The 18,800-nt window shown below is 67.8% G+C and carries 19 protein-coding genes; 1 reads left to right on the forward strand and 18 read right to left on the reverse strand.

The annotated features are described in order from the left end of the window. Window positions 1-50 precede the first annotated feature (50 nt). Both QSJ18_RS14380 and rpmF read right to left on the reverse strand, forming a co-directional pair. The gene (locus QSJ18_RS14380) at window positions 51-950 is read right to left on the reverse strand and encodes a hypothetical protein (protein ID WP_286327225.1); all 900 of its coding nucleotides are present in this window, start codon (window positions 948-950) and stop codon (window positions 51-53) included. A 134-nt stretch (window positions 951-1,084) separates the two neighbouring features. Next, a complete protein-coding gene (gene rpmF, locus QSJ18_RS14385; RefSeq protein ID WP_286327226.1) occupies window positions 1,085-1,258 on the reverse strand; it encodes a 50S ribosomal protein L32 in 174 nt (57 codons plus the stop codon). A gap of 173 nt (window positions 1,259-1,431) precedes the next feature. Here rpmF and QSJ18_RS14390 point away from each other — a divergent pair, with 173 nt between their 5' ends. Next, entirely contained in the window at window positions 1,432-2,367 is a 936-nt protein-coding gene (locus tag QSJ18_RS14390; RefSeq protein WP_286327227.1) for an AEC family transporter, read from the forward strand. 2 nt (window positions 2,368-2,369) lie between these two features. Here QSJ18_RS14390 and QSJ18_RS14395 read toward each other — a convergent pair whose 3' ends face one another. From QSJ18_RS14395 to QSJ18_RS14470, 16 genes are all read right to left on the reverse strand, one after another. Beyond that, window positions 2,370-3,017: a DUF1707 SHOCT-like domain-containing protein gene (locus QSJ18_RS14395; protein WP_286327228.1), complete on the reverse strand. Its 648-nt coding sequence runs from the start codon at window positions 3,015-3,017 to the stop codon at window positions 2,370-2,372. 87 nt (window positions 3,018-3,104) lie between these two features. Beyond that, complete coding sequence (locus tag QSJ18_RS14400; protein WP_286327230.1) at window positions 3,105-3,806, reverse strand: hypothetical protein; 702 nt, start codon at window positions 3,804-3,806, stop codon at window positions 3,105-3,107. Window positions 3,807-3,987: 181 nt separating this feature from the next. Continuing rightward, the gene (locus tag QSJ18_RS14405) at window positions 3,988-5,988 is read right to left on the reverse strand and encodes a vWA domain-containing protein (RefSeq protein WP_286327231.1); all 2,001 of its coding nucleotides are present in this window, start codon (window positions 5,986-5,988) and stop codon (window positions 3,988-3,990) included. 25 nt (window positions 5,989-6,013) lie between these two features. Continuing rightward, a complete protein-coding gene (locus tag QSJ18_RS14410; protein ID WP_286327232.1) occupies window positions 6,014-7,453 on the reverse strand; it encodes a sigma 54-interacting transcriptional regulator in 1,440 nt (479 codons plus the stop codon). Window positions 7,454-7,527: 74 nt separating this feature from the next. After that, window positions 7,528-8,109 carry a maleylpyruvate isomerase family mycothiol-dependent enzyme gene (locus tag QSJ18_RS14415; protein WP_286327234.1) on the reverse strand — a complete coding sequence of 194 codons (582 nt, stop codon included), beginning with the start codon at window positions 8,107-8,109 and terminating at the stop codon, window positions 7,528-7,530. Beyond that, window positions 8,110-8,604 carry an SRPBCC family protein gene (locus tag QSJ18_RS14420; protein WP_286327235.1) on the reverse strand — a complete coding sequence of 165 codons (495 nt, stop codon included), beginning with the start codon at window positions 8,602-8,604 and terminating at the stop codon, window positions 8,110-8,112. Beyond that, entirely contained in the window at window positions 8,601-8,984 is a 384-nt protein-coding gene (locus QSJ18_RS14425) for an ArsR/SmtB family transcription factor (protein ID WP_286327236.1), read from the reverse strand. The genes QSJ18_RS14420 and QSJ18_RS14425 overlap by 4 nt, the downstream gene beginning before the upstream one ends. A 176-nt stretch (window positions 8,985-9,160) precedes the next feature. Continuing rightward, window positions 9,161-10,057: a TauD/TfdA dioxygenase family protein gene (locus tag QSJ18_RS14430; protein WP_286327237.1), complete on the reverse strand. Its 897-nt coding sequence runs from the start codon at window positions 10,055-10,057 to the stop codon at window positions 9,161-9,163. Window positions 10,058-10,095: 38 nt separating this feature from the next. Further along, complete coding sequence (locus QSJ18_RS14435; protein ID WP_286327239.1) at window positions 10,096-10,920, reverse strand: ABC transporter ATP-binding protein; 825 nt, start codon at window positions 10,918-10,920, stop codon at window positions 10,096-10,098. Continuing rightward, window positions 10,901-11,884, reverse strand: a complete 984-nt coding sequence (locus QSJ18_RS14440; protein WP_286327327.1) for a taurine ABC transporter substrate-binding protein — start codon at window positions 11,882-11,884, stop codon at window positions 10,901-10,903. Before QSJ18_RS14440 ends, QSJ18_RS14435 begins: the two co-directional genes overlap by 20 nt. A gap of 105 nt (window positions 11,885-11,989) precedes the next feature. Further along, window positions 11,990-12,856: an ABC transporter permease gene (locus tag QSJ18_RS14445; protein WP_462476086.1), complete on the reverse strand. Its 867-nt coding sequence runs from the start codon at window positions 12,854-12,856 to the stop codon at window positions 11,990-11,992. Window positions 12,857-12,933: 77 nt separating this feature from the next. Then, window positions 12,934-13,677 carry a sulfite exporter TauE/SafE family protein gene (locus QSJ18_RS14450; RefSeq protein WP_286327241.1) on the reverse strand — a complete coding sequence of 248 codons (744 nt, stop codon included), beginning with the start codon at window positions 13,675-13,677 and terminating at the stop codon, window positions 12,934-12,936. 45 nt (window positions 13,678-13,722) lie between these two features. After that, complete coding sequence (gene purH, locus QSJ18_RS14455) at window positions 13,723-15,300, reverse strand: bifunctional phosphoribosylaminoimidazolecarboxamide formyltransferase/IMP cyclohydrolase (protein WP_286327243.1); 1,578 nt, start codon at window positions 15,298-15,300, stop codon at window positions 13,723-13,725. After that, window positions 15,297-15,878 (reverse strand): phosphoribosylglycinamide formyltransferase, encoded by a 582-nt coding sequence (gene purN / locus QSJ18_RS14460; RefSeq protein WP_286327329.1) that lies wholly within the window; start codon window positions 15,876-15,878, stop codon window positions 15,297-15,299. Before purN ends, purH begins: the two co-directional genes overlap by 4 nt. Before the next feature lie 126 nt (window positions 15,879-16,004). Next, window positions 16,005-17,486: a cell division protein PerM gene (locus tag QSJ18_RS14465; RefSeq protein ID WP_286327244.1), complete on the reverse strand. Its 1,482-nt coding sequence runs from the start codon at window positions 17,484-17,486 to the stop codon at window positions 16,005-16,007. Window positions 17,487-17,630: 144 nt separating this feature from the next. Continuing rightward, window positions 17,631-18,749: a DUF5336 domain-containing protein gene (locus tag QSJ18_RS14470; protein ID WP_286327246.1), complete on the reverse strand. Its 1,119-nt coding sequence runs from the start codon at window positions 18,747-18,749 to the stop codon at window positions 17,631-17,633. Window positions 18,750-18,800: the final 51 nt, after the last annotated feature.

Genomic DNA, 18,800 nt, shown 5'->3' on the forward strand with positions numbered 1-18,800 from the left:
CCACCGGTGTGAAACCGGTGGTTCTGTCCAAAAGTGGTGGTTTTGCCGGATCACAGCACCCCGGCCGCACGCAGCCCCCTGAGCAGAACGGCTCGAAACCGGCGCGGGTCCATCAGATCGGCCCACGTCCAGCGGATCACCATGTACCCCGCGGCGCGCAGACGATCCTCGCGTTCCTTCTCCTTGACCACCACCGCCGACGGCGGGTCGTCGCCGAAGATGCCGCTGTACTTGACCATTCCGTCGAACTCGCCGACGACACGATCGGCGAACAGGAAATCAACTCGGGCGATGAAGCGTCCGGCCGCATCGTCGACGGCGACCTGCAGACGCGGGGCAGGAATGTCGGGCCATTCGGAGATCAATGCGCGGCTGAGGGATTCGCCGACACTCTCCGACCGAGCATCGGCCAGCGGCAGCGCCGCACGCAGAATTTCGACGCCCTTGCGGCGCGCCGACCCGTGCAGGATCGATTCCAGTTCGTCGGCGCCGACCCCAGCCCGCAACACGGCGTCGAGGATCACCAGAGCTTGACGATTGTCCCCGAGCCGCGCGACATCACCGGCGGTACGGGCGAGATCGGTGACCCAGAGTCCGTCGATGCAGGTGACCTCGTCGGGCCGCAGCACGCCGAAATGCCGAGCCACCCGCTTCGTTCGGCGGCTCTCGATCGGCATCGTGACGTGGACCCTGGACAGATCCGGGGACAGCATCGGCAGGCGGTGCACCACAGCCGCCGACGTATGGCTGATGACCCGGCCGGCGCTGGCCCGGCGCGCGGCGGCGACCACGGTCGACCGGTGCAACTCCACCGCGTCGAGCGACTCCAGATCGGCGAAGTCCGCGAACGCCCCCGGCCACAACCTCGCGAGCTTCTCAGCCTTGACCAGGCGTTGCAACTGCTTGTCGGTGCCACGGCGGCCGACCACCTCGGATCGATAGATCGTCATGCCAGAAATGACGCACCGACCCGCCACCCGGATCCCCCGTCAACCCAAAACCACCACAAATGGACAGAACCACCGGTTTGAAACCGGTGGTTCTGTCCAAAAGTGGTGGTTCTGCCGTTGAGCAGAGACCCAGATCAGCGACGATCGAGGTCGATGATGCCCGCGCGCGCGGCCTTGACGAGGCGACGCGGAATACGCTGCGACACGCCGTTCACTTTTTCTTCCTGGAGGGCGGGGTTGTCCGCCTTCCACTGCGCACGACGGCTACGGGTGTTCGCCCGCGACATCCGACGCTTCGGTACAGCCATGGTTGAGCCCTTCTCCTACGGTGGTCTGTAGAGTGCGCCTGCAGCCACCAGGCGCGGCACACAACCATGCCAGACTACCCGGCGACGACCTCAAGCTCCAAAACGAGCCGCCTGAGTCACATTCGAGCAGGTCGGACGCCGAGCCGCCACCCACCGACCCTTACCCTCGACGGGTGTCAGGCGTCATCTCCGGGTTCACCGTCATATTCATCGTGGTGGGTATCGGCTATCTCCTCGGACGCCTGCGAGTACTCGGCGACCACGCCCACGAAGTGCTGTCGCGGCTGGTGTTCTTCGTCTGCACACCCGCCCTGCTCTTCTATTCGCTGGTGACTTCCGACCTGGCCGTCATCTTCTCCTCGACCCTGGTCATCGCCGGTGGCAGCGCCGTCATCATCGGCGTCGCATATCTGCTGATCGCCCGCTTGTGGCTGCGTCGCGACGTCCCGGAACTGGTGATCGGCGCGTTGTCGTCGTCGTACGTCAACAGCGTCAACCTGGGGCTGCCGATCGCGATCTTCGTCCTCGACGACGCCACCTTCGTCGCGCCGCTACTGCTGTTCCAGATCCTCATCTATTCCCCGATGGCGCTGCTGGCGCTCGATCTCACCGCCCTAGACCGCAACTCGGGCCGATCGGTGCTGCGCGATGCCCTGATCACACCACTGACCAACCCGATCGTGCTCGGCGGTATCGCCGGTCTGGTCGTCTCGCTGATCGGCTGGCTACCGCCGAAGCCAGTCCTCGAACCACTCAAGATGCTGGGTAACGCGTCGGTGCCAGGTGCCCTGCTCGCCTTCGGCTTGTCACTGACCGGCGTCGCAGTGTTCAAGAAGGGCGAAAGCCCGCGCCGCGACATCGCGCTGGCCGCCGCCCTCAAGATGCTCGTGATGCCCCTGGTCGTCTACGCGATCGCCCGCTACGGCTTCGGCCAGACCGGCCACGCACTCTTCGCGCAGGTCGTCATCGCCGCGCTACCCACCGCACAGAACGTGCTCGTCTACGCCACCCGATATCGGCGCGGGCAGATCCTCGCGCGGGACACTGCACTCATCACCACCCTCGCCTCGATCCCGGCGATCATGGTCATCTCACTGCTGCTCGCCTGACGTCACTTCGCGTCGCGGGGCTTCGGTTTGGCATCCACCCCGCCCATCAGCGCCACCCCGACGACCCGCACCACCGGGGCACCCGGCCGTCCGACCTGTTCGCGCTGACGCGGGAAGCCGCCCATGATGCCCACGCCGTCGATCTCCAACGTCACATCATCGGGCACGATGATGTCGATCCCACCCATCAGTGCAAAGCACCGGATCGTGAGCTCCGCGGCAGTGAACTCGACCGAGCGCAGATCGATCTCGACCCCACCCATGACCGCGGTGGCAGTGAGGTGATCGCCGACCGCCGCGGTGGCACCGATGTCGGCCCCCGACAGCACCGCCACACACTGGCGGGTGACACGCCGACCCGACGCCGGGTTGACCCCGGTCCGGCCGACCCCGGTATCGGGGGCCGGTGGCCACGACGGCAGCACGACGTCGAGCTGGGCGACCGGCAAATCGTCGACGAGCTCGTCGAGATCGCCGAAAGTCTTTGCCATCACCGCTTTTTCCGAGCGCTCGGAGAACTCCGACGGCGAAAGACTGCCGTTGGTCATGGCCGCGGCCAGTATCGAGGCGACGAGTTCACGGTCGGCGTCGGCGGCCCGGAGACGAGCACGACGATCGTCGGGGACAGGGAGGTCGGCGGAGTTGGTCACATCTGCCGACACTAGTTCGTCGCCGCAGCACCGACTACCCCGAAATCCCCGATATTCGCCCCGATTTCTGGGCCTCGCCCACCCCGATCAGCGGGCGGTGCGCCGCCCGAATACCAGCCACATGAGTAGCCCGACGACGATCAGCAGCATCCCGAATCCACCACCGAAGATGGCCAGCAGAAGTCCGACGACGCCCATCAGGATCTGACCCGACTTCAGCGCAGGCGCGGCGAAGGCCGGACCGTCGCACACGATCGTGTACGTGCCCGCCACCGGGAATCGCACCACGTCGAAGGTGCGTAGCTGCCTGCCGTGGTAGCCGAAGCTGGTCTCCACGTTCGGTCCGGCCATCACCTGGCCGGGACCGCGGTAGGAACAGTGCGGATCCCGTGCGGCGTCGTCGAAGGTGAACATCTGCAACGAATCACCCGCCGCCACGACGTGCCGCGCCGTCGGATCGACGGGGAACAATTCGTCGACCTGCCCGGCGATCTTGCTGAACCCGATGATGGCCAGGGTCGCGCCGACGGCGACACAAACCACCAGCAGAGTCACCCCGATCCAGGTCATCCACTTACCCGCGTTGCGCAATCGGGTGCGATCACGCCGCTGCGGCGGCCCGGGCGGCGGATAGTGCCCCGGCGGCGACTGCGGCTCATACGAATACGGCTCATACGAATACGGCTGGGACGAATACGGATACGGCTGGGATGGGTACGGCTGGGCAGGCGCGGCCCCCGGGACCGCATCGGGCAGGCCGTCGCGATCGGATGCTCCCGGCGTGCTCATGACTCTCCTCGGCCGGCTCGTCGGCAATGTCTGGGTACGCCCCTGATTATGCCTGCGCGCACCGACATCGCAGCCGATCGCCGACATCGCGCCGCGAACCCTCACCACGACGCCGAGCCGACCGTCCGCCCGACGACGACGAGGGCGAAGGCGAAGGCGAAGGCGACAGCGACAGCGACGACTAGCGACGTTGGCCGCGCCGCGCACGGAGATAGTCGCCGACGACGGCGGCGCCGAGCCCGTCGATATCGGGTGCGACGACCCGCCCGCCGATCCGGCGGGCGATCTGGTCCATGAAGTGGGCCAGGCCCGGATCGTCGCCGAGCCGGAAGAACGTGACCTGCGCGCCGATGCGCGCCACATGGTCGAGTTCCCGGACGGTCAGCGCGATGGTCTGCGGATGCGGCGGATAGAAGAAGAACGGTTCGCCACTCGGGTCGAGGTGGGCGGTGGGCTCACCGTCGGTGACGACCAGCACCACCGGCTGTGCATTCGGGAATCGACGCAGATGACGCTGCGCCAGCAGTAGGGCGTGATGCAGGTTGGTGCCCTGCTCCATCCGCGGCTGCAGCCCGGTGAGTTCGGCGATATCGATGGCCCGCGCATACCGGCCGAAGGCGATCAGATGTAGTTCGTCGGTGCGGAAGCGGGTGGAGATCAGGTGGTTGAGGGCGATCGCGGTCCGCTTCATCGGGGTCCAGCGGCCCTCCATCTCCATCGAGAACGAGGTGTCGACGAGCAGCACGACGGCGGCCTGCGTCCGGCTCTCGGTCTCGGCGATCTCGACATCGCGGACGTCGATCCGCACCCCGTCGCGGGCCACTGCGGCCGCGGCCAACGACGGTTCAGCACTCTCGGAGACCGTGCGCAACACGGCATTCGACACCGTTCGGGTGACATCCCACGGGTCGGTGTCGCCGAACTCCCACTCCCGCGTCCCGCCGCTCGGCTCACCCAGCAGGCCGAGCCGCCGGGTCTGCCGGTTGCCGCTGCGGCCCGACAGTTGCTCGGCGATGTCCCGGAAGATCGACTGCCCCAACTGCCGCATCGCCTTGGGGCTCAACCGGAGTTGGCCGTCGGCGCTGCGATCGAAGAAGCCCTCTTCCGACAGCGCCCTCTCCAGCTCGGCCAGGGTGCGGGCATCGACTGCGGCCTGTTCGCCGAGTTGGCGGGCGAGCGCATCCAGATCGATGTCGTCCATCTGCGCACCCGCATACTGCTGTGACAGTTGTTCGGAGAGCTGGTCGAGTTCGGACAGATCCCGCAGCGCGGCCGCGCCGTCACCGAAACCCATCGGCTGGTCGCCGGTGAACTCGCGGCCACCGTCCCAGTCGAGCCCCGGACGGGCCTGCCGCAACGACGAATCCATCTGCGCCAGTTTGGCCATCAGGTCCGGTGAACCAAAGGCACGATCGGCGAGAGCGTCGAGTTCGGCCCGCTGTGCATCGGTGAGCGAGTTGTAGAACTGTTGCGCCGCGGCCGAGCGCTGGGCGAGCGAATCGATGAGTTCCTCGGTGTTGCGCGGGTTGTCGCCGAAGAAGTCGCCGTGCTTGTCCATGAACTCGTCGAACTGTGCACTGGTGTCCTCGCCGCGGTTGTGTGCGTCGAGAAGCGCGTTGAGATCGGAGAGCATCTCCGAAACCCGTTGCCGGTCCTCGTCGGTCGCTCCCTCCAGGGTCTGCTTGATGCCGGCGAACCGCTGCTCGAGCAACTCTCGTCCGAGGAGATCTTCGATCTTGTCGTAGTCCGCACGGGCCGCCGGGCTGCGCCAATCGTATTCGGCAAGCTCTTCGACCGCCTGCGCCGTCGACGCGGGTAGGTTGCCGATCTGCATCTCGGCGAAGCGCGCATCGTCGTCGAGATCGCGCGCGAGTTGCTTGCGCTCCTCGAGGACCGCCCGATCCAGCAGTTCCCGGATCTCGGCGAAGGTCCCGTCCAGATTGCGCCTGTTGAGCAGTTCCTGCCTGCGCCGGTTGACCTCTTCCCGCAGCTTGTCCAGGCCACGCATGTTCTGGGTGCCCCGGCGCAGCAGTTCGCGTAGCGCACTCTGCGGCGACGCCCCGGCCATCACGTCGTCGCCGATCTCGGCCAGCGCCTCGGCGAGGTCGACGGGCGGCGCCAACGGATCGGGTCCGCCGGTGTAGCGCTGGTAGCGCGAGCGATGAAAGGTGTTGCGCGCCATGTGTACGCCCCTACTCCAACGGCAGTCAGCCGTAGATCGTCTGGCCTTCTTCGTCGGCCTCCTTGCCGATCCGGCGGGCGAGGAACAGTCCCTCCAACGCCAGTTCGACGGCACTGGCCCGCTCACCGTCGACATCCGCTTCGAGGCGGGTCGAGATCTCTTCGATCACCTCGTCGGTGCCGGCCGGCAACGAACCCAGGAAGTCGGTCGCGGTGACCCGGTCCCCGGTGACGACCGGTTCGCCGTTCTCCAGCGCGTCCACCAGCGGAGCCATATCGATGCCGCCCAGGTGAGCGCGTACCGCGTCGGCCACGGATTTGCGGAGCAGATGTTCGAGGATCTCCAACTCGCGCCCCTCCTCCCCCGACTCGAATTCGATCTTGCCGCGCAGCACCTCGATGACCGACTCGAGATCGACGATCCGCGCCACCGGCACGTCCTCGCCGGTCACGGTCGCCCGGTGCAGGGCTGCCGCCGCGACGGTTTCGGCGCCGGCGATCGAGAACCGCGCGGAAACCCCCGACCGCTGATCGATCGAAGGATGGTCGCGCAGATAGCGGGTGAACCGCGCCAGGATCTCGGTGATGAATCCGGGCACCGTCGCGGTCAGGTCTGCCTCCTGCTCGATGACCGACACCTCGTCGTCGAGTTCCAGCGGGTAGTGGGTGCGGATCTCCGCCCCGAACCGATCCTTGAGCGGGGTGATGATGCGCCCGCGGTTGGTGTAGTCCTCCGGGTTGGCACTCGCCATGACGAGGACATCCAGCGGCAGACGCAGTGTGTAACCGCGGACCTGGATGTCGCGTTCCTCCATCACGTTGAGCATCGACACCTGGATCCGTTCGGCCAGGTCGGGCAACTCGTTGATCGCCACGATCCCGCGATGCGCACGCGGGATGAGGCCGAAGTGGATGGTCTCCGGGTCACCCAGGCTCCGTCCCTCCGCAACCTTCATCGGGTCGATGTCACCGACGAGGTCGGCCACCGAGGTGTCCGGGGTGGCCAGTTTCTCGCTGTACCGCTGGCTGCGGTGCCGCCACTCGATCGGCAGATCGTCGAGGAGGTTGGCTGCGCGCCGAATCGAGGCCGGGGTGATCGGCTCATAGGGATGTTCGCCGAGTTCGGAGCCGGCGATCACCGGGGTCCACTCGTCGAGCAGGCCGACCAGCGTGCGCAGGATGCGCGTCTTGCCCTGGCCGCGTTCGCCGAGCATCACCACGTCATGGCCGGCGATCAGCGCACGTTCCAGCTGCGGGATGACCGTGCCCGAGAAGCCGACGATGCCCGGCCACGGGTCTGCGCCCGCCCGCAGTGCGGTCAGCAGGTTGTGTCGGATCTCGTCGCGCACGGTGCGCTGGATATGGCCACTCGCGCGCAGCTCACCCACGGTTCGCGGGGAGGGATGGCGGGTTTCGGTGGTCTGCGAGGCGGGGTTGTCGAAGTTCTCCTCTGGCACCTGCTCCACGCTACTCCGTCATCGGCAGGTTGCGGACCCGCCGATCACCCTTCGAGACGTTCTTCGCGATCGCTCCGAACCACTCAGGGAGCCGCAGCCCGCCAGTTCGGGTCCCGGCCGATGAATCCGACGAGCCGGGTCACCGGATCGGCGTCGGCGGCCACCGGCACCGCCGGTCCGTACTGGCCCGAGGATCGCAGCAGTTCCTCGATCCCGGCCATCCCGTCGGCCAGTTCGGCGGCGAAGCCGGGATCGAGATCGGCTCGACGACCGGCCGCCGCGGCCAGGTCCCAGGTGTGCATGAAGACGTCGGCGGTGTAAAACTGGTCGACCGCGTCGGCCAGAACGTGGGTACCGGCCATCGGATGGCGAAACGACGTCTGCGCGGCATCCCCGTCGAGCAGTGCCTGCACCGCATCGGTCTGCGCCCGCCAGGCCCGCAGCGGATCGTCGGCGACCGGCGGCGATGCGGGCAGTGAGACACCACCGGCGGCGAGGAAGGCGGGAAACCAGTCGACGAGATGTCCGACGACGTCCCGCGCCACCCACCCGTCAACCGGCGTCGGCGCATCCCAATCGGTCACGGCGCCAACCTGTTCGGCGAATCCCTCGGCCACCACCCGGTGACGACGGGCCGGGTTCAGGCCGGTCAGTCCGGGCGGCATCTACAGTTCCCCGGCGCCGAGCAGGGTGTCGAGTTTGGCGTAGCCCTCGTTCACCCCGACCTCCATCCCCGACGCCAGCCAGCCGTCACGGGCCGCGAAGGAATCGCACAGGGATTGGGCTTGCAGGCGGGTGACGCCGTCACCGAGGTCCTCGAACCACAGCGTCTCCAGGGACACCGCATCCGGCATACCGTCGAAGGTGAAGGTCTGCACGATCCGGTCCGCGGACACCGTGTGGAAGCAACCGTGGAATCCGTAAACCGCACCGTCATGGGTGGATTCGTACCGCCAGCTACCGAGGTCCCGGGCGTCCCAATGGATCACGCGACTGCTGATGGCGTCCGGTCCGACCCAGCGGACGAACAGCTCGGGATCGGTGTGCGCCTTCATCAATTGAGCGGGCGTGCCCTGGAAGTCGCGGGTGATCCGGATGATCGGCACCTCGGCGTCGGCCTCGATGACGGCCTCCGAATAGCGGGTCTGCGTTGCGCTCATGACGCCCTTCCTTTCGTGTTCGAGTTGTCGCCGGCGACATCGTCGTCGGCCTCCGACTGCGGATTCATCTCTGCCAGCAGGTCATCCAGGCGCAGATATCGCGCCTGCGCCCGCTTCTGATACCGCTCGATCCACGCAGTCATGAGGTCGAACACCTCGGCCTCCAGGTGGACCGGCCGAGTCTGGGCCGCGCGGGTACGAGTCACCAGCCCGGCATCGCCGAGCACCTTCAGGTGTTTGGACACGGCCTGGATGCTCACGTCGTACGGTTCGGCGAGTTCCCCCACCGTCGCGTCACCGACCGCCAGCCGGGCGACGATGTCGCGCCGCGTGGGGTCCGCCAGCGCGGCGAACACCTTCGAGAGGCCGTCGTCGGTCATCACATCCGCCTTCCTCAACCTTCCGGTTGAATACGACGATCCTCGCCCCCGACGTCGTTGTCAACCCTTTGGTTGAATTACCTGGTGTAGCGGTTCCCCGACCGACGAAAGCACGACGCCACCGGCCGAGACCAGTGGCGTCGTGAGGGTGCGGCAGCGTTCGTGCGATGCCCAGGTCAGGCCGGCCCGACCGGGACATCGCCGCGCAGCGTGATGCGGTGCATCACGCGCCGGTTGTCCCCGTAGTCGCGGTTGGCGTAATGCAGCGTGTTCCGGTTGTCCCACAGCACCAGATCGCCCGGCCGCCAGCGATGCCGCACAATATGTTCGGGCTTGGTCAGATGCGCGTAGAGCAGGTCGAGGATGCCGCGGCTCTCCGCCTCCGACACCCCCTCGATGTGGGAGGTGAAACCCGGGTTGACGAAGAGCGACCGCCTGCCGGTCTCCGGATGCACCCGCACCACCGGGTGGGTGACCGGCGCCAGTTCGGTGACCTCGCGTCCGTCCCAGCGGTTCCCCGATCCCCCGCGCCGATGTTTGAGGTAATAGCCGAACTCGCGGTTGCCGTCGTGCACCGCGGTGAGCCGGTCAGCCAGTTCCCGAACCGGTTGGGACAAGGAGTCGTAGGCCAGTACGGCGTCGGCCCAATTGGTGTCACCGCCGTTGCGCGGCAACACCACCGGACGCAGGATCGATCCCAGCGGCGGCCGCGCCATGAAGGTGACATCGGTGTGCCAGACATCGGCGAATCCATTGTCGGCGCTGTCGAGTTCGTACACCTCGTCGGGGACGTCGCCACTGTCCCAGACCGGGTGTCCGGTGGTCAGTTCCCCGAGCCGCGCACCGAAGTCGATATGGGCGGCGTCATCGAGATGCTGATCGCGCAACACGATCACCTTGTAGTCGATCAACGCCCGGCGGATCGCCGCGACCTCGTCGTCAGAGGCCTGTGCGACCCGCAGACCCCGCAATTCGGCACCGAAGTGCGGGCCGAACTCCTCGACGTCGAGTTCAACGCCGGAGCGCAGCACACCGGCCATCGGTGCGGCCGGAGTTGTTGTCGCGGTGGACATGTGGTCACCTACCTTCTGATGGTCAGCCGCAGCGATGCTCAGTCCGCTGCGGCCTCTTTGACCGCGGCACCCACCTGGGCTCGCAGTTCGGCGAATTCGGTTGAGGCGCGCAGTTCGTCGGGGTCGACGCCCGACCGCGGGAGCGTGGAGCGGATGTCGAGGGCGATCCGGCCCGGTCGCCGACTCAGGACGATGATGCGTGATCCGAGAAAGGCAGCCTCCTCGGCACTGTGGGTCACGAAGACATTGGTACGGCCGAGATCGCCACTGACCGCACGTACATCGTCCTGGAGCCGCTCACGGGTCAGCGCGTCCAGCGCGGCGAAGGGTTCGTCGAGCAGGAGCAGGGATGTCGGCGCGGCCAGCGCGCGCGCGATCGCCACGCGTTGTTGCTGGCCGCCGGAGATCTCCCAGATCCGCCGCCCGGACGTGCCGGTCAGGCCGACGCGTTCCAGGAGATCGTCGCGCCGTCCCGCCCGCTCGGCACGCGGCACGCCCGCGTACTTCAGCGCGAGTTCGACGTTGCCGCCGACGGTCCGCCACGGAAACAGGCGCGGCTGCTGGAAGACGACCCCAGAACTCACCCCGGGTACCGGCGGCGCGCCGCCGACGAGCACCTCCCCCGTCGTCGGCGGTTCGAATCCGCCGATGAGTCGCAGGAGCGTCGACTTCCCGCAACCCGACGCCCCCACCAGGACAAGGAATTCCCCAGCCGGAGCCGTCAGGTCGATCGGTCCGACGGCGGTGATCTCCTCGGCACCGGCCCCGTAGCGACGGCTGACGTCACGCAGGACGATCGCCGCATCGTCACCGGCCGCCCCACCGGCGTCCGCCGGCGCCCGTTCAGGGCTGCGTAAGGACACCGGGCAAACCCTTCGTGTAGATCGCCGACTGGAAAGCCGACAGCGGCGGGGCCGACGGGATCTGTTGCTGCTCGGCGAGGAACACCGCGGCGCTGTGGAGATTCTCGGCGACGTTGCCGACCTTGCCGTCGACGCCGAGCCAGGTCGGCGACGTCAGTTCGTCAATCGTGAGGTAGGTGCCCTGGCTTAGTTGGTTAGCCGCATCCTCTTCCGAGGTATTCAGCTGCGCCGCAACAGCCTTCGCCGCTGCCGCCGGATCGTCGTGGATCAGGGTCAGCGCCCGGGCCTGCACCTGGCGCCAGATGTCGACGACCTCGGGATGCTGACCGGCGAAGGCGGTGGACACGACACCGAGATCGAGGGTGGGTTTGCCCGCGGTGGACAACTGACGGCTGGTGATCAGCGTCTTGCCGTCCTTGCGCAGCTGATCGAGCGTCGGCAGCCAGGTGTAGACGGCGTCGACGTCGCCACGCTGCCAGGCGGCGAGCGACGCCTGCGGCTGCAGGTCGATGATGTCGACATCCTTGGCCGCCACCCCGGCCTGCGCCAGCGCCGCGAGCAGACTGTAGTGCGCGGTCGAGGCGAAGGCGGTGGCCACGCGCTTGCCGCGCAGACCCGCGACCGACTCGATCCCGGTTCCGTTGCGCGCCACCAGCGCCTCGTTGTCGCCTGCGACGTCGAGGACGAAGGCCACCTGGTACTTGATGTTCAGCGGGCCGGACAGGCCGCGCGCAACGGGACTCGAGCCCAGCGCTCCGAAGTCGACCTCACCCGCCACGAAGGCGGTGTTCACATCGGCACCGGAATCGAATTTGGTCCACTTGATGTTGTAGTCCGGCAGAGCCTGCTCGAGCCACCCGTTGTTCTTGACGATCAGGTCACCACTCGGAAACGCCTGGTAGGCAAGACGGATCGTGGGTTTGGAGTCGTCCTGCCCGGAATGGTCCACCGAGCAGCCGGTCATCACGAGCACGAGCGCGATCAGTCCGGCCACGACGCCGGTGGCGCCCCGGATCAGCCGCAACAGCGCACCGACCGGAACCCCGGATGTATTCGCCTTCATCAATTCTCAGACCTTTCCTCGCCACGGCACCACACGATGCTCGATTACTCGCAGAACACCGTCGATGACCAGTCGGGAGAAGCCGATGAGGGCGATACCGACCAGGACGACGGGAGTGTTGTTGTAGTTGCTGGCATCTTTGACCACACCACCGATGCCGGGAATGCCGTTGAACAGTTCGGCGGCCACCACGGACGAATAGGCGATGCCAACCGAAAGCCTTATGCCGGTGAAAGTCTCGGGTAGAGCCGACGGGATGACCACGTCGGTGAGTACCTCGCGCCGGGAGGCGCCCAGCGCGCGAGCCGCCTCGGTCAGGGCAATCGGCGCGGCGCTCACCGCCGTCGTGGTCGCCACGGCAGCCGGCGGTAGCGCGGCGAGAGCCAGCAGAGTGACCTTCGGTGCCTCGTCGATGCCCAGCCAGATCACCAGCAGGAAGAAGTACGCCAGCGGCGGCAACGCCCGCAGGAAGGTGAGCCACGGCTCCAGAAGCCGTCGGAGCCAGCCGACCGTCCCCATCGCCAGACCCAGTGCCACCCCGAGCACGACGCCGATCAGCACACCGGCGAAGACCCGGCGCAGCGTCATGTACAGGTGTTCCCACCAGAAGTAGTCGGCGTAGCCGCGCACACCGTTGTGCACCGTCGACATGTCGACGAAGGCATCCCACACCGCCCCGAGCCGGGGCACGAACAGTTCGTCCCAGATCCCGCTGACCGCGGCGAGTTGCCACAGCACGAGGAAGCCGAGGAGCGACGCCAAGGGAAGGCCGATCTGCCCGGCCAGGCGTCGGGCCGTCGACCGGCGGGAAGCGGATGTGCGCGTGGGCGCCTCACCGCTGCGCGCGGGTGTCGGGTCGGTAGTCAAGCTCACCGCACAGATTTAGCCAGTATCGCGCCCGTACCGACAGACTTTGTCTCGCGACGATCGAAACCCGCCGCCCGCCGGAATCACTTCAGGGCCAGCCACAACGCCAGCCCGAGCCCACCGATTCCCACCACGATGCGGAGAGGATCGGCGGGTAGTCGTTTCACCACCGGCGGTCCGCACCAGCCGCCGAGTAGACAGCCGAGTCCCATCGCCAGGGCCGCCCACCAGTGCACCGGACCGAAGATCATGAAACCGATCGCGGCGACGACGTTGGCGATGCCCAGGAAGACCGACTTCGTCAGCGTTGCGCGCCACAGGGATTCGTTGGTGACCAAGAGCATCAGGGCCAGCACCATGATTCCGGCGCCTGCCCCGAAGTAGCCGCTGTACACCGAGATGACCAGCACCCCGACGATGAATGGTCCGGGCCGGTCGACATGACGGGTGGCCCAGGCACGCAGGAGCGGCTGGCCGAGCAGGGCGAGAGCGGCGATGGCGACGAGCACCGGCACGACGGCCTCGAAGCTCGACGCCGGTGAGATCAGCAGGATTGTCGCGCCGATCGCGCCACCGACGAGTGCGGCCACCGCCCCGACCGCCAACCGGCGACGATCACCGTCGAGCAGCACCCGCCCGGATTGTGCGGTACTCCCGACGCCGACCGCGACGAGGGCCACCGTGTTGGTGACGTTCGCCGCGACCGGACCCAGGCCGACCGCGAGCAGCGCCGGGAAACTGACAATCGAGGCCATCCCGGTGATGTAGCCGATCAGTCCGGCGCCGTACCCGGCGACGAACAGCAAGCCGAGGTCGGCCGGGGTCACCGGCCGACCGCCGGTAGCCGCGGCCGGTGACCGGTGGCAGTCGAATCAGTGGGCGAAATGCCGTGCACCGGTGAGGTACAGGGTCACACCGGCCTCGCTCGCGGCCGCGATGACCTCGTTGTCGCGGATCGAACCGCCCGGCTGCACCACGGCCTTCACGCCCGCGGCGAGCAGCACCTGCAGTCCGTCGGAGAACGGGAAGAACGCATCGGACGCACCCACGCTGCCCGCGGCACGATCACCTGCCCGGTTCACCGCCAGGTGCGCCGAGTCGACCCGGTTGACCTGGCCCATACCGACCCCGACGGAGGCGCCGTCAGAGGCCAGCAGGATCGCGTTCGACTTGACCGAACGGCAGGCCCGCCATGCGAATTCGAGGTCGGCGAGGGTCGCCTCGTCGGCGGGCTCACCGGCTGCGAGCGTCCAGTTCGCCGGGGTGTCGCCGTCGGCGTCGAGGACGTCGCGCTGCTGCAGGAGCAAACCGCCGGACACCGGCCGGGTCTCGATCCCGGCGCGCTGCGGTGCAACCGCACGCAGGATGCGAATATTCTTCTTGCGCTGTAGAACCGACAGTGCTCCGTCGGCATAACCGGGCGCGATGATCACCTCGGTGAAGATCTCGGCTACCTGCTCGGCCATCTCCAGCGTGACTTCCCGGTTGGCCGCGATGACGCCACCGTAGGCGCTGACCGGGTCACACGCGTGCGCCTTGCGGTGCGCCTGCGCGATATCCTCACCGACCGCGATGCCACAAGGGTTGGCGTGCTTGATGATCGCGACCGCCGGAGCGTCGAAGTCGAACGCACTGCGCCACGCGGCGTCGGAGTCGGTGTAGTTGTTGTAGCTCATCTCCTTGCCGTGCAGCTGCTCGGCCGAGGCCAGCCCACTCGGATCGGAGGTGGACAGGTACAGCGCCGCCGACTGATGCGGGTTCTCGCCGTAGCGCAGCACCGCCGAGCGGGTCCAGGTGGCTCCGGCCCACTCCGGGAACGTGGTCGGCGCCTCCCCCTCGGTCGCCTGCGGCGGCGCGACGACACTCGACATCCATGAGGCGACGGCCACGTCGTAGTCGGCGGTATGCCGGAATGCCTTGGCGGCCAGTTCCTGTCGCTGTGCGAGGGTGAAGCCGCCCGCCGTCGCGGCCGCCACGACCTGCGCATAGTCGGCCGGATTGACGACGACCGCGACCGTCGGGTGGTTCTTGGCGGCGCCGCGGACCATCGACGGCCCGCCGATGTCGATCTGCTCGATGCATTCATCCGGGCCGGCACCCGAGGCGACGGTCGCGGTGAACGGATAGAGGTTGACCACCACCAGATCGAAGGCCGCCACCCCGAGTTCGGCGAGCTGCTCGACGTGGGCAGGCTTGCGACTGTCCGCGAGGATGCCGGCATGCACCTTCGGGTGCAGGGTCTTCACGCGTCCATCGAGGCATTCGGGGAAGCCGGTCACCTCGGACACCTCGACGACCGGTACGCCTGCGGCCGCGATGGTCTTGGCCGTCGAACCGGTGGAGACGATCTCCACACCGGTCTCGTGCAGCGCGGTGGCCAGGTCCGCGAGTCCACTCTTGTCGTAGACACTGATCAGGGCACGACGGATGGGTCGAGTCGTTGCGTTCACGGAATACGGGCCTTTCGTCCGTCGATGACTACTCCTTGGGTGACGAGGGCCGTCACCACGTCGGCGAGCAACACACGCTCCACCGACTTGATTCGCTCATGCAACCCGGCGACGTCGTCGTCGGGTTCCACTGCGACGACTTGTTGCGCCAGGATCGGTCCGGTGTCCACCCCGGCGTCGACGAGATGCACCGTCGAACCGGTCACCTTGACCCCGTAGGCCAGTGCGTCGTCCACCCCGTGCGCGCCGGGGAAGGCGGGCAGCAGCGCGGGATGGCTGTTCACGACCCGGCCACCGAATCGGGACAGGAAAGCCGGACCGAGGATCTTCATGAAGCCGGCGGTCACCACCCACTCCGGGGCAATGGCGTCGACTGCGTCGGTCAGCGCCTGATCCCACGCGGCGCGGTCGGCGTGATCGCCCAACCGGCAGCGGATCAGCGGAATGTCGTTGGTGCGGGCGATCTCCTCGGCACGACACTCCCGGTCCACCACGATCGCGGCAACGGTGAACGGCGAGCCGGTACCGGTGGACCGCTCCAGCAGCGCCTCGAGCAGGGAACCAGTTCCCGACGCCATCACGACGATCGGGACACGGACGCCGGATACTCCGCCGGCAGGTACACCTGCGCGCGGCACGGTCGAATCCGGGTCGGTCGTCACGGTTAGAGGGTAATCGCCCGGCCGGTCGCGGTTTGCGTCAGGTCAGGAGGAATGTTCGTCCTCGTAGTCGATACGCGGGCTCGGCTGATTTCGTCGGCCACGTTCGTCGGTGTCGAGATCGTCGGTGTCGAGATCGTCGGTGGCATCCGCGCCATCGGCGTCGTACTCATCTGGGTCGTACTCATCTGGGTCGTACTCGTAGTCGGCACCGTCGTCCGCGTCGTCGTCGGCATAGCCGTAGTCGTCGAGTTCGGCGTCGGTGACGATGACGTAGTCGTCGTCCCAGTCGGCGTCGTCATCCCAGGCGTCGTCGGCGGTCTCGCGGGCCGCCCGCGACGACGGTGCGAAGGCGTAGATCAAGGTGCCGAGCAAGCCGACGACGACCACCCAGCCCAGGGTGTACACCGCCGTCGTGGACACCGCAATGCCGACCGTGCCGAATTCGCCGAGTTCACCACCCGCCATCGTGGTCAGCAGTGCCATCCCGGTCGCGGCCACCGCACCCGCGACCCCGATCGACCGGACCTGCGCCAGCAGGTCACGATTCCGGCTGCGCCACATCACGACCGCGGCCACCGCGACGGGCACCACAAAACCGAGCGCACCGATCCGCCCGGCTCCGGGGACGTCGGGCAGGATCGCCAGCACCGGCAGCGGCGGGAGCGGCCCGCCCTGCACGGTGAACAGATCCATCGTCGCCATCCCGATGTGCGCGTCCGAACCGACGAGCATGGCGGCGGCACCGACGATCAGGTTAGGGATGTAGAGCACCGACAGCAGGGTCAGGCCGAGGTAGCCGTCGAAGTCGTTGCCGGTGGCGATGAGTTCGCCGATCTGTCCGTGTCGCATGATCACCCGCACCACGACCAGCAGGGTGGCCGCAGCGAGCAGGCCGACGATCGCCGCGCACCCGAGGACCACGCCGCGGGTGTCGGCAGGCAGCCACCGGCGCCCGGTCCGACGACGCATCGTCCACGCCACCCCGGCGAACGCGGCACCGAGATGAATTCCGGCGGTGTATCCGAAGGCGGTCAGCGCATTCGGCGACTGGATCGGCAGCACCGTCGACCCGTCCATCACCACGGCCAGCGACATCGCGGTGATCAGCGTCGGGCCGGCCACCGCAGCACCGACGACCGGCAGCACGTCACCGGCCCCGGCCCCCGTCGAACGCGCCGCGCGGGCCGCCAGCCGAGCCGTCGCCACCGCCACGAGGAGGGTGGGCAGCAGGGGCAAGACCCCGATGGTCACCCCGGTGATGGTGACCGGTACCTGATGGATCGCCAGCCAGCAGGACGCGACCGCGGTCCCCACCCCGGACAGTCCGCTGTCGGCCATCAGCAGCACTGTCAGTACCACCACACTGCAGACGACCAGGGCCACGGCCGGAACCGCGAATGCCACCAGTACGAGCTGTCGGCCCGTCCCCTCCGGCGCCGACCGCTGGGCACGATGCGAACGCCGCAGCCTGCGCAGCTGCGACGCCAGGTTCTCGGTGGTCGGGGTTCCAGTGAAGGTGGGCATCGTCTACGAGCGTGGCACGCGGTGCGGCGTACCGGTCGGCGGCGCGCCGCCCACGACCGAGAATGCGCGCCCCACCACATGGCGAACCCCCGGCAGCGCGTCGTCGAAACGCGATGCCGGGGGCGGTGTCAGTGCGGTGGGCGGTCAGTTGCCCTGCGGCGGTTCCGGGATCTTGTGCACGGTGGTCTTCGATTCCGAGTCGGCGACGGATGCCTCACCCGCCGATGCCGAAGCACCCCCGGCGTAGCCCGACGGTGCCGCGCCCGCCCCGGCGCTGCCGGAGGCACCTGCGGATTCACCGGCCGACGGATAGGAGGCCGCGGCTTGTCCGTAGGACGGCTGCCCGTAGGAGCCGTACGAACCCGGCGCATAGGACGGCGACGCGTAGGACCCGCCCGTGGACGCCTGAGCCTCGGTGGCCGACTCCCCGGCCGACGACGCCGACTCCTGCGGGGTGGCGGTTGCAGCCGAGTAACCACCGGCCTGCGACGAGCCGTACGCATCGCCATAACCGGAAGCCTGGCCGTAGCCGCCTGCCTGCACACCCGCTGCCGGGGCAGCTGCGGCGGCCGAGTACCCGACCTGCTGCGGCGTGGCGGCGGGCTGGGCGACAGCGGCGGTCGCCGGTGCGGCCGGCGCGACCTTCACCAGACCGGCATCGATGACCAGCCAGAAGACCGACAGCAGCGCGATCAGGATGCCCACGATGAGCAGGATGTAGGCACCGGCACCCAGGTCACCGTCGATCGTCGAGACCTGGAAGATCGTCAGGAAAGCACCGGTCACCGATGCGGCGACCGCGATCGGTGCGGGACGGAAGTCGATGTTGGGTACCAACGACAGGAAGGCGAGCAGACCGGTGAAGACGAGCAGTGCCTGCGGGCCGACGAACTGGGCGTTCCAGACTTCGAGGTCGAGGCCGTCGACCACGGATCCGAAACCACCGAACAACGCCACCAGGCCGAGGACGCCGATGGCGGCCGAGACCACCAGCGGGGTGAAGGGCGGCAGACCCGCCGACGGCGTCGGCTGCGCGTAGCCGTACCCCTGCTGGCCGTACCCCTGCTGGCCGTAGCCCTGCTGCGGGTAGCCCTGCTGGTACCCCTGCTGCTGGTACCCCTGCTGGGCCGAACCGCCCTGGTTCGCATAGCCCTGCTGCCCCTGCTGCGGGTAGCTCTGGCCGTACTGTGCGCCGGTTGCCTGGCCGCTGGAATCCTGGCCGGCATCCGGCTGCTGTCCATAGCCCCCGGATTGGTAGGTCATGTGAGTTCACTCCTGATCGGGTGTCGGTGACGCACCGTCGAGCGGAGGTGG

The sequence above is a fragment of the Gordonia heveisoli genome (genome assembly GCF_030315745.1).
GTDB lineage: Bacteria > Actinomycetota > Actinomycetes > Mycobacteriales > Mycobacteriaceae > Gordonia.

Bases quoted from the DNA above. Each gene is read 5' to 3' on its own strand.
- QSJ18_RS14380 (WP_286327225.1), bottom strand. From the start codon at position 950: ATGACGATCTATCGATCCGAGGTGGTCGGCCGCCGTGGCACCGACAAG.
- rpmF (WP_286327226.1), bottom strand. From the start codon at position 1,258: ATGGCTGTACCGAAGCGTCGGATGTCGCGGGCGAACACCCGTAGCCGT.
- QSJ18_RS14400 (WP_286327230.1), bottom strand. From the start codon at position 3,806: ATGAGCACGCCGGGAGCATCCGATCGCGACGGCCTGCCCGATGCGGTC.
- QSJ18_RS14405 (WP_286327231.1), bottom strand. From the start codon at position 5,988: ATGGCGCGCAACACCTTTCATCGCTCGCGCTACCAGCGCTACACCGGC.
- QSJ18_RS14415 (WP_286327234.1), bottom strand. From the start codon at position 8,109: ATGCCGCCCGGACTGACCGGCCTGAACCCGGCCCGTCGTCACCGGGTG.
- QSJ18_RS14420 (WP_286327235.1), bottom strand. From the start codon at position 8,604: ATGAGCGCAACGCAGACCCGCTATTCGGAGGCCGTCATCGAGGCCGAC.
- QSJ18_RS14425 (WP_286327236.1), bottom strand. From the start codon at position 8,984: ATGACCGACGACGGCCTCTCGAAGGTGTTCGCCGCGCTGGCGGACCCC.
- QSJ18_RS14430 (WP_286327237.1), bottom strand. From the start codon at position 10,057: ATGTCCACCGCGACAACAACTCCGGCCGCACCGATGGCCGGTGTGCTG.
- QSJ18_RS14440 (WP_286327327.1), bottom strand. From the start codon at position 11,884: ATGACCGGCTGCTCGGTGGACCATTCCGGGCAGGACGACTCCAAACCC.
- purN (WP_286327329.1), bottom strand. From the start codon at position 15,878: ATGGCGTCGGGAACTGGTTCCCTGCTCGAGGCGCTGCTGGAGCGGTCC.
- QSJ18_RS14465 (WP_286327244.1), bottom strand. From the start codon at position 17,486: ATGCCCACCTTCACTGGAACCCCGACCACCGAGAACCTGGCGTCGCAG.
- QSJ18_RS14470 (WP_286327246.1), bottom strand. From the start codon at position 18,749: ATGACCTACCAATCCGGGGGCTATGGACAGCAGCCGGATGCCGGCCAG.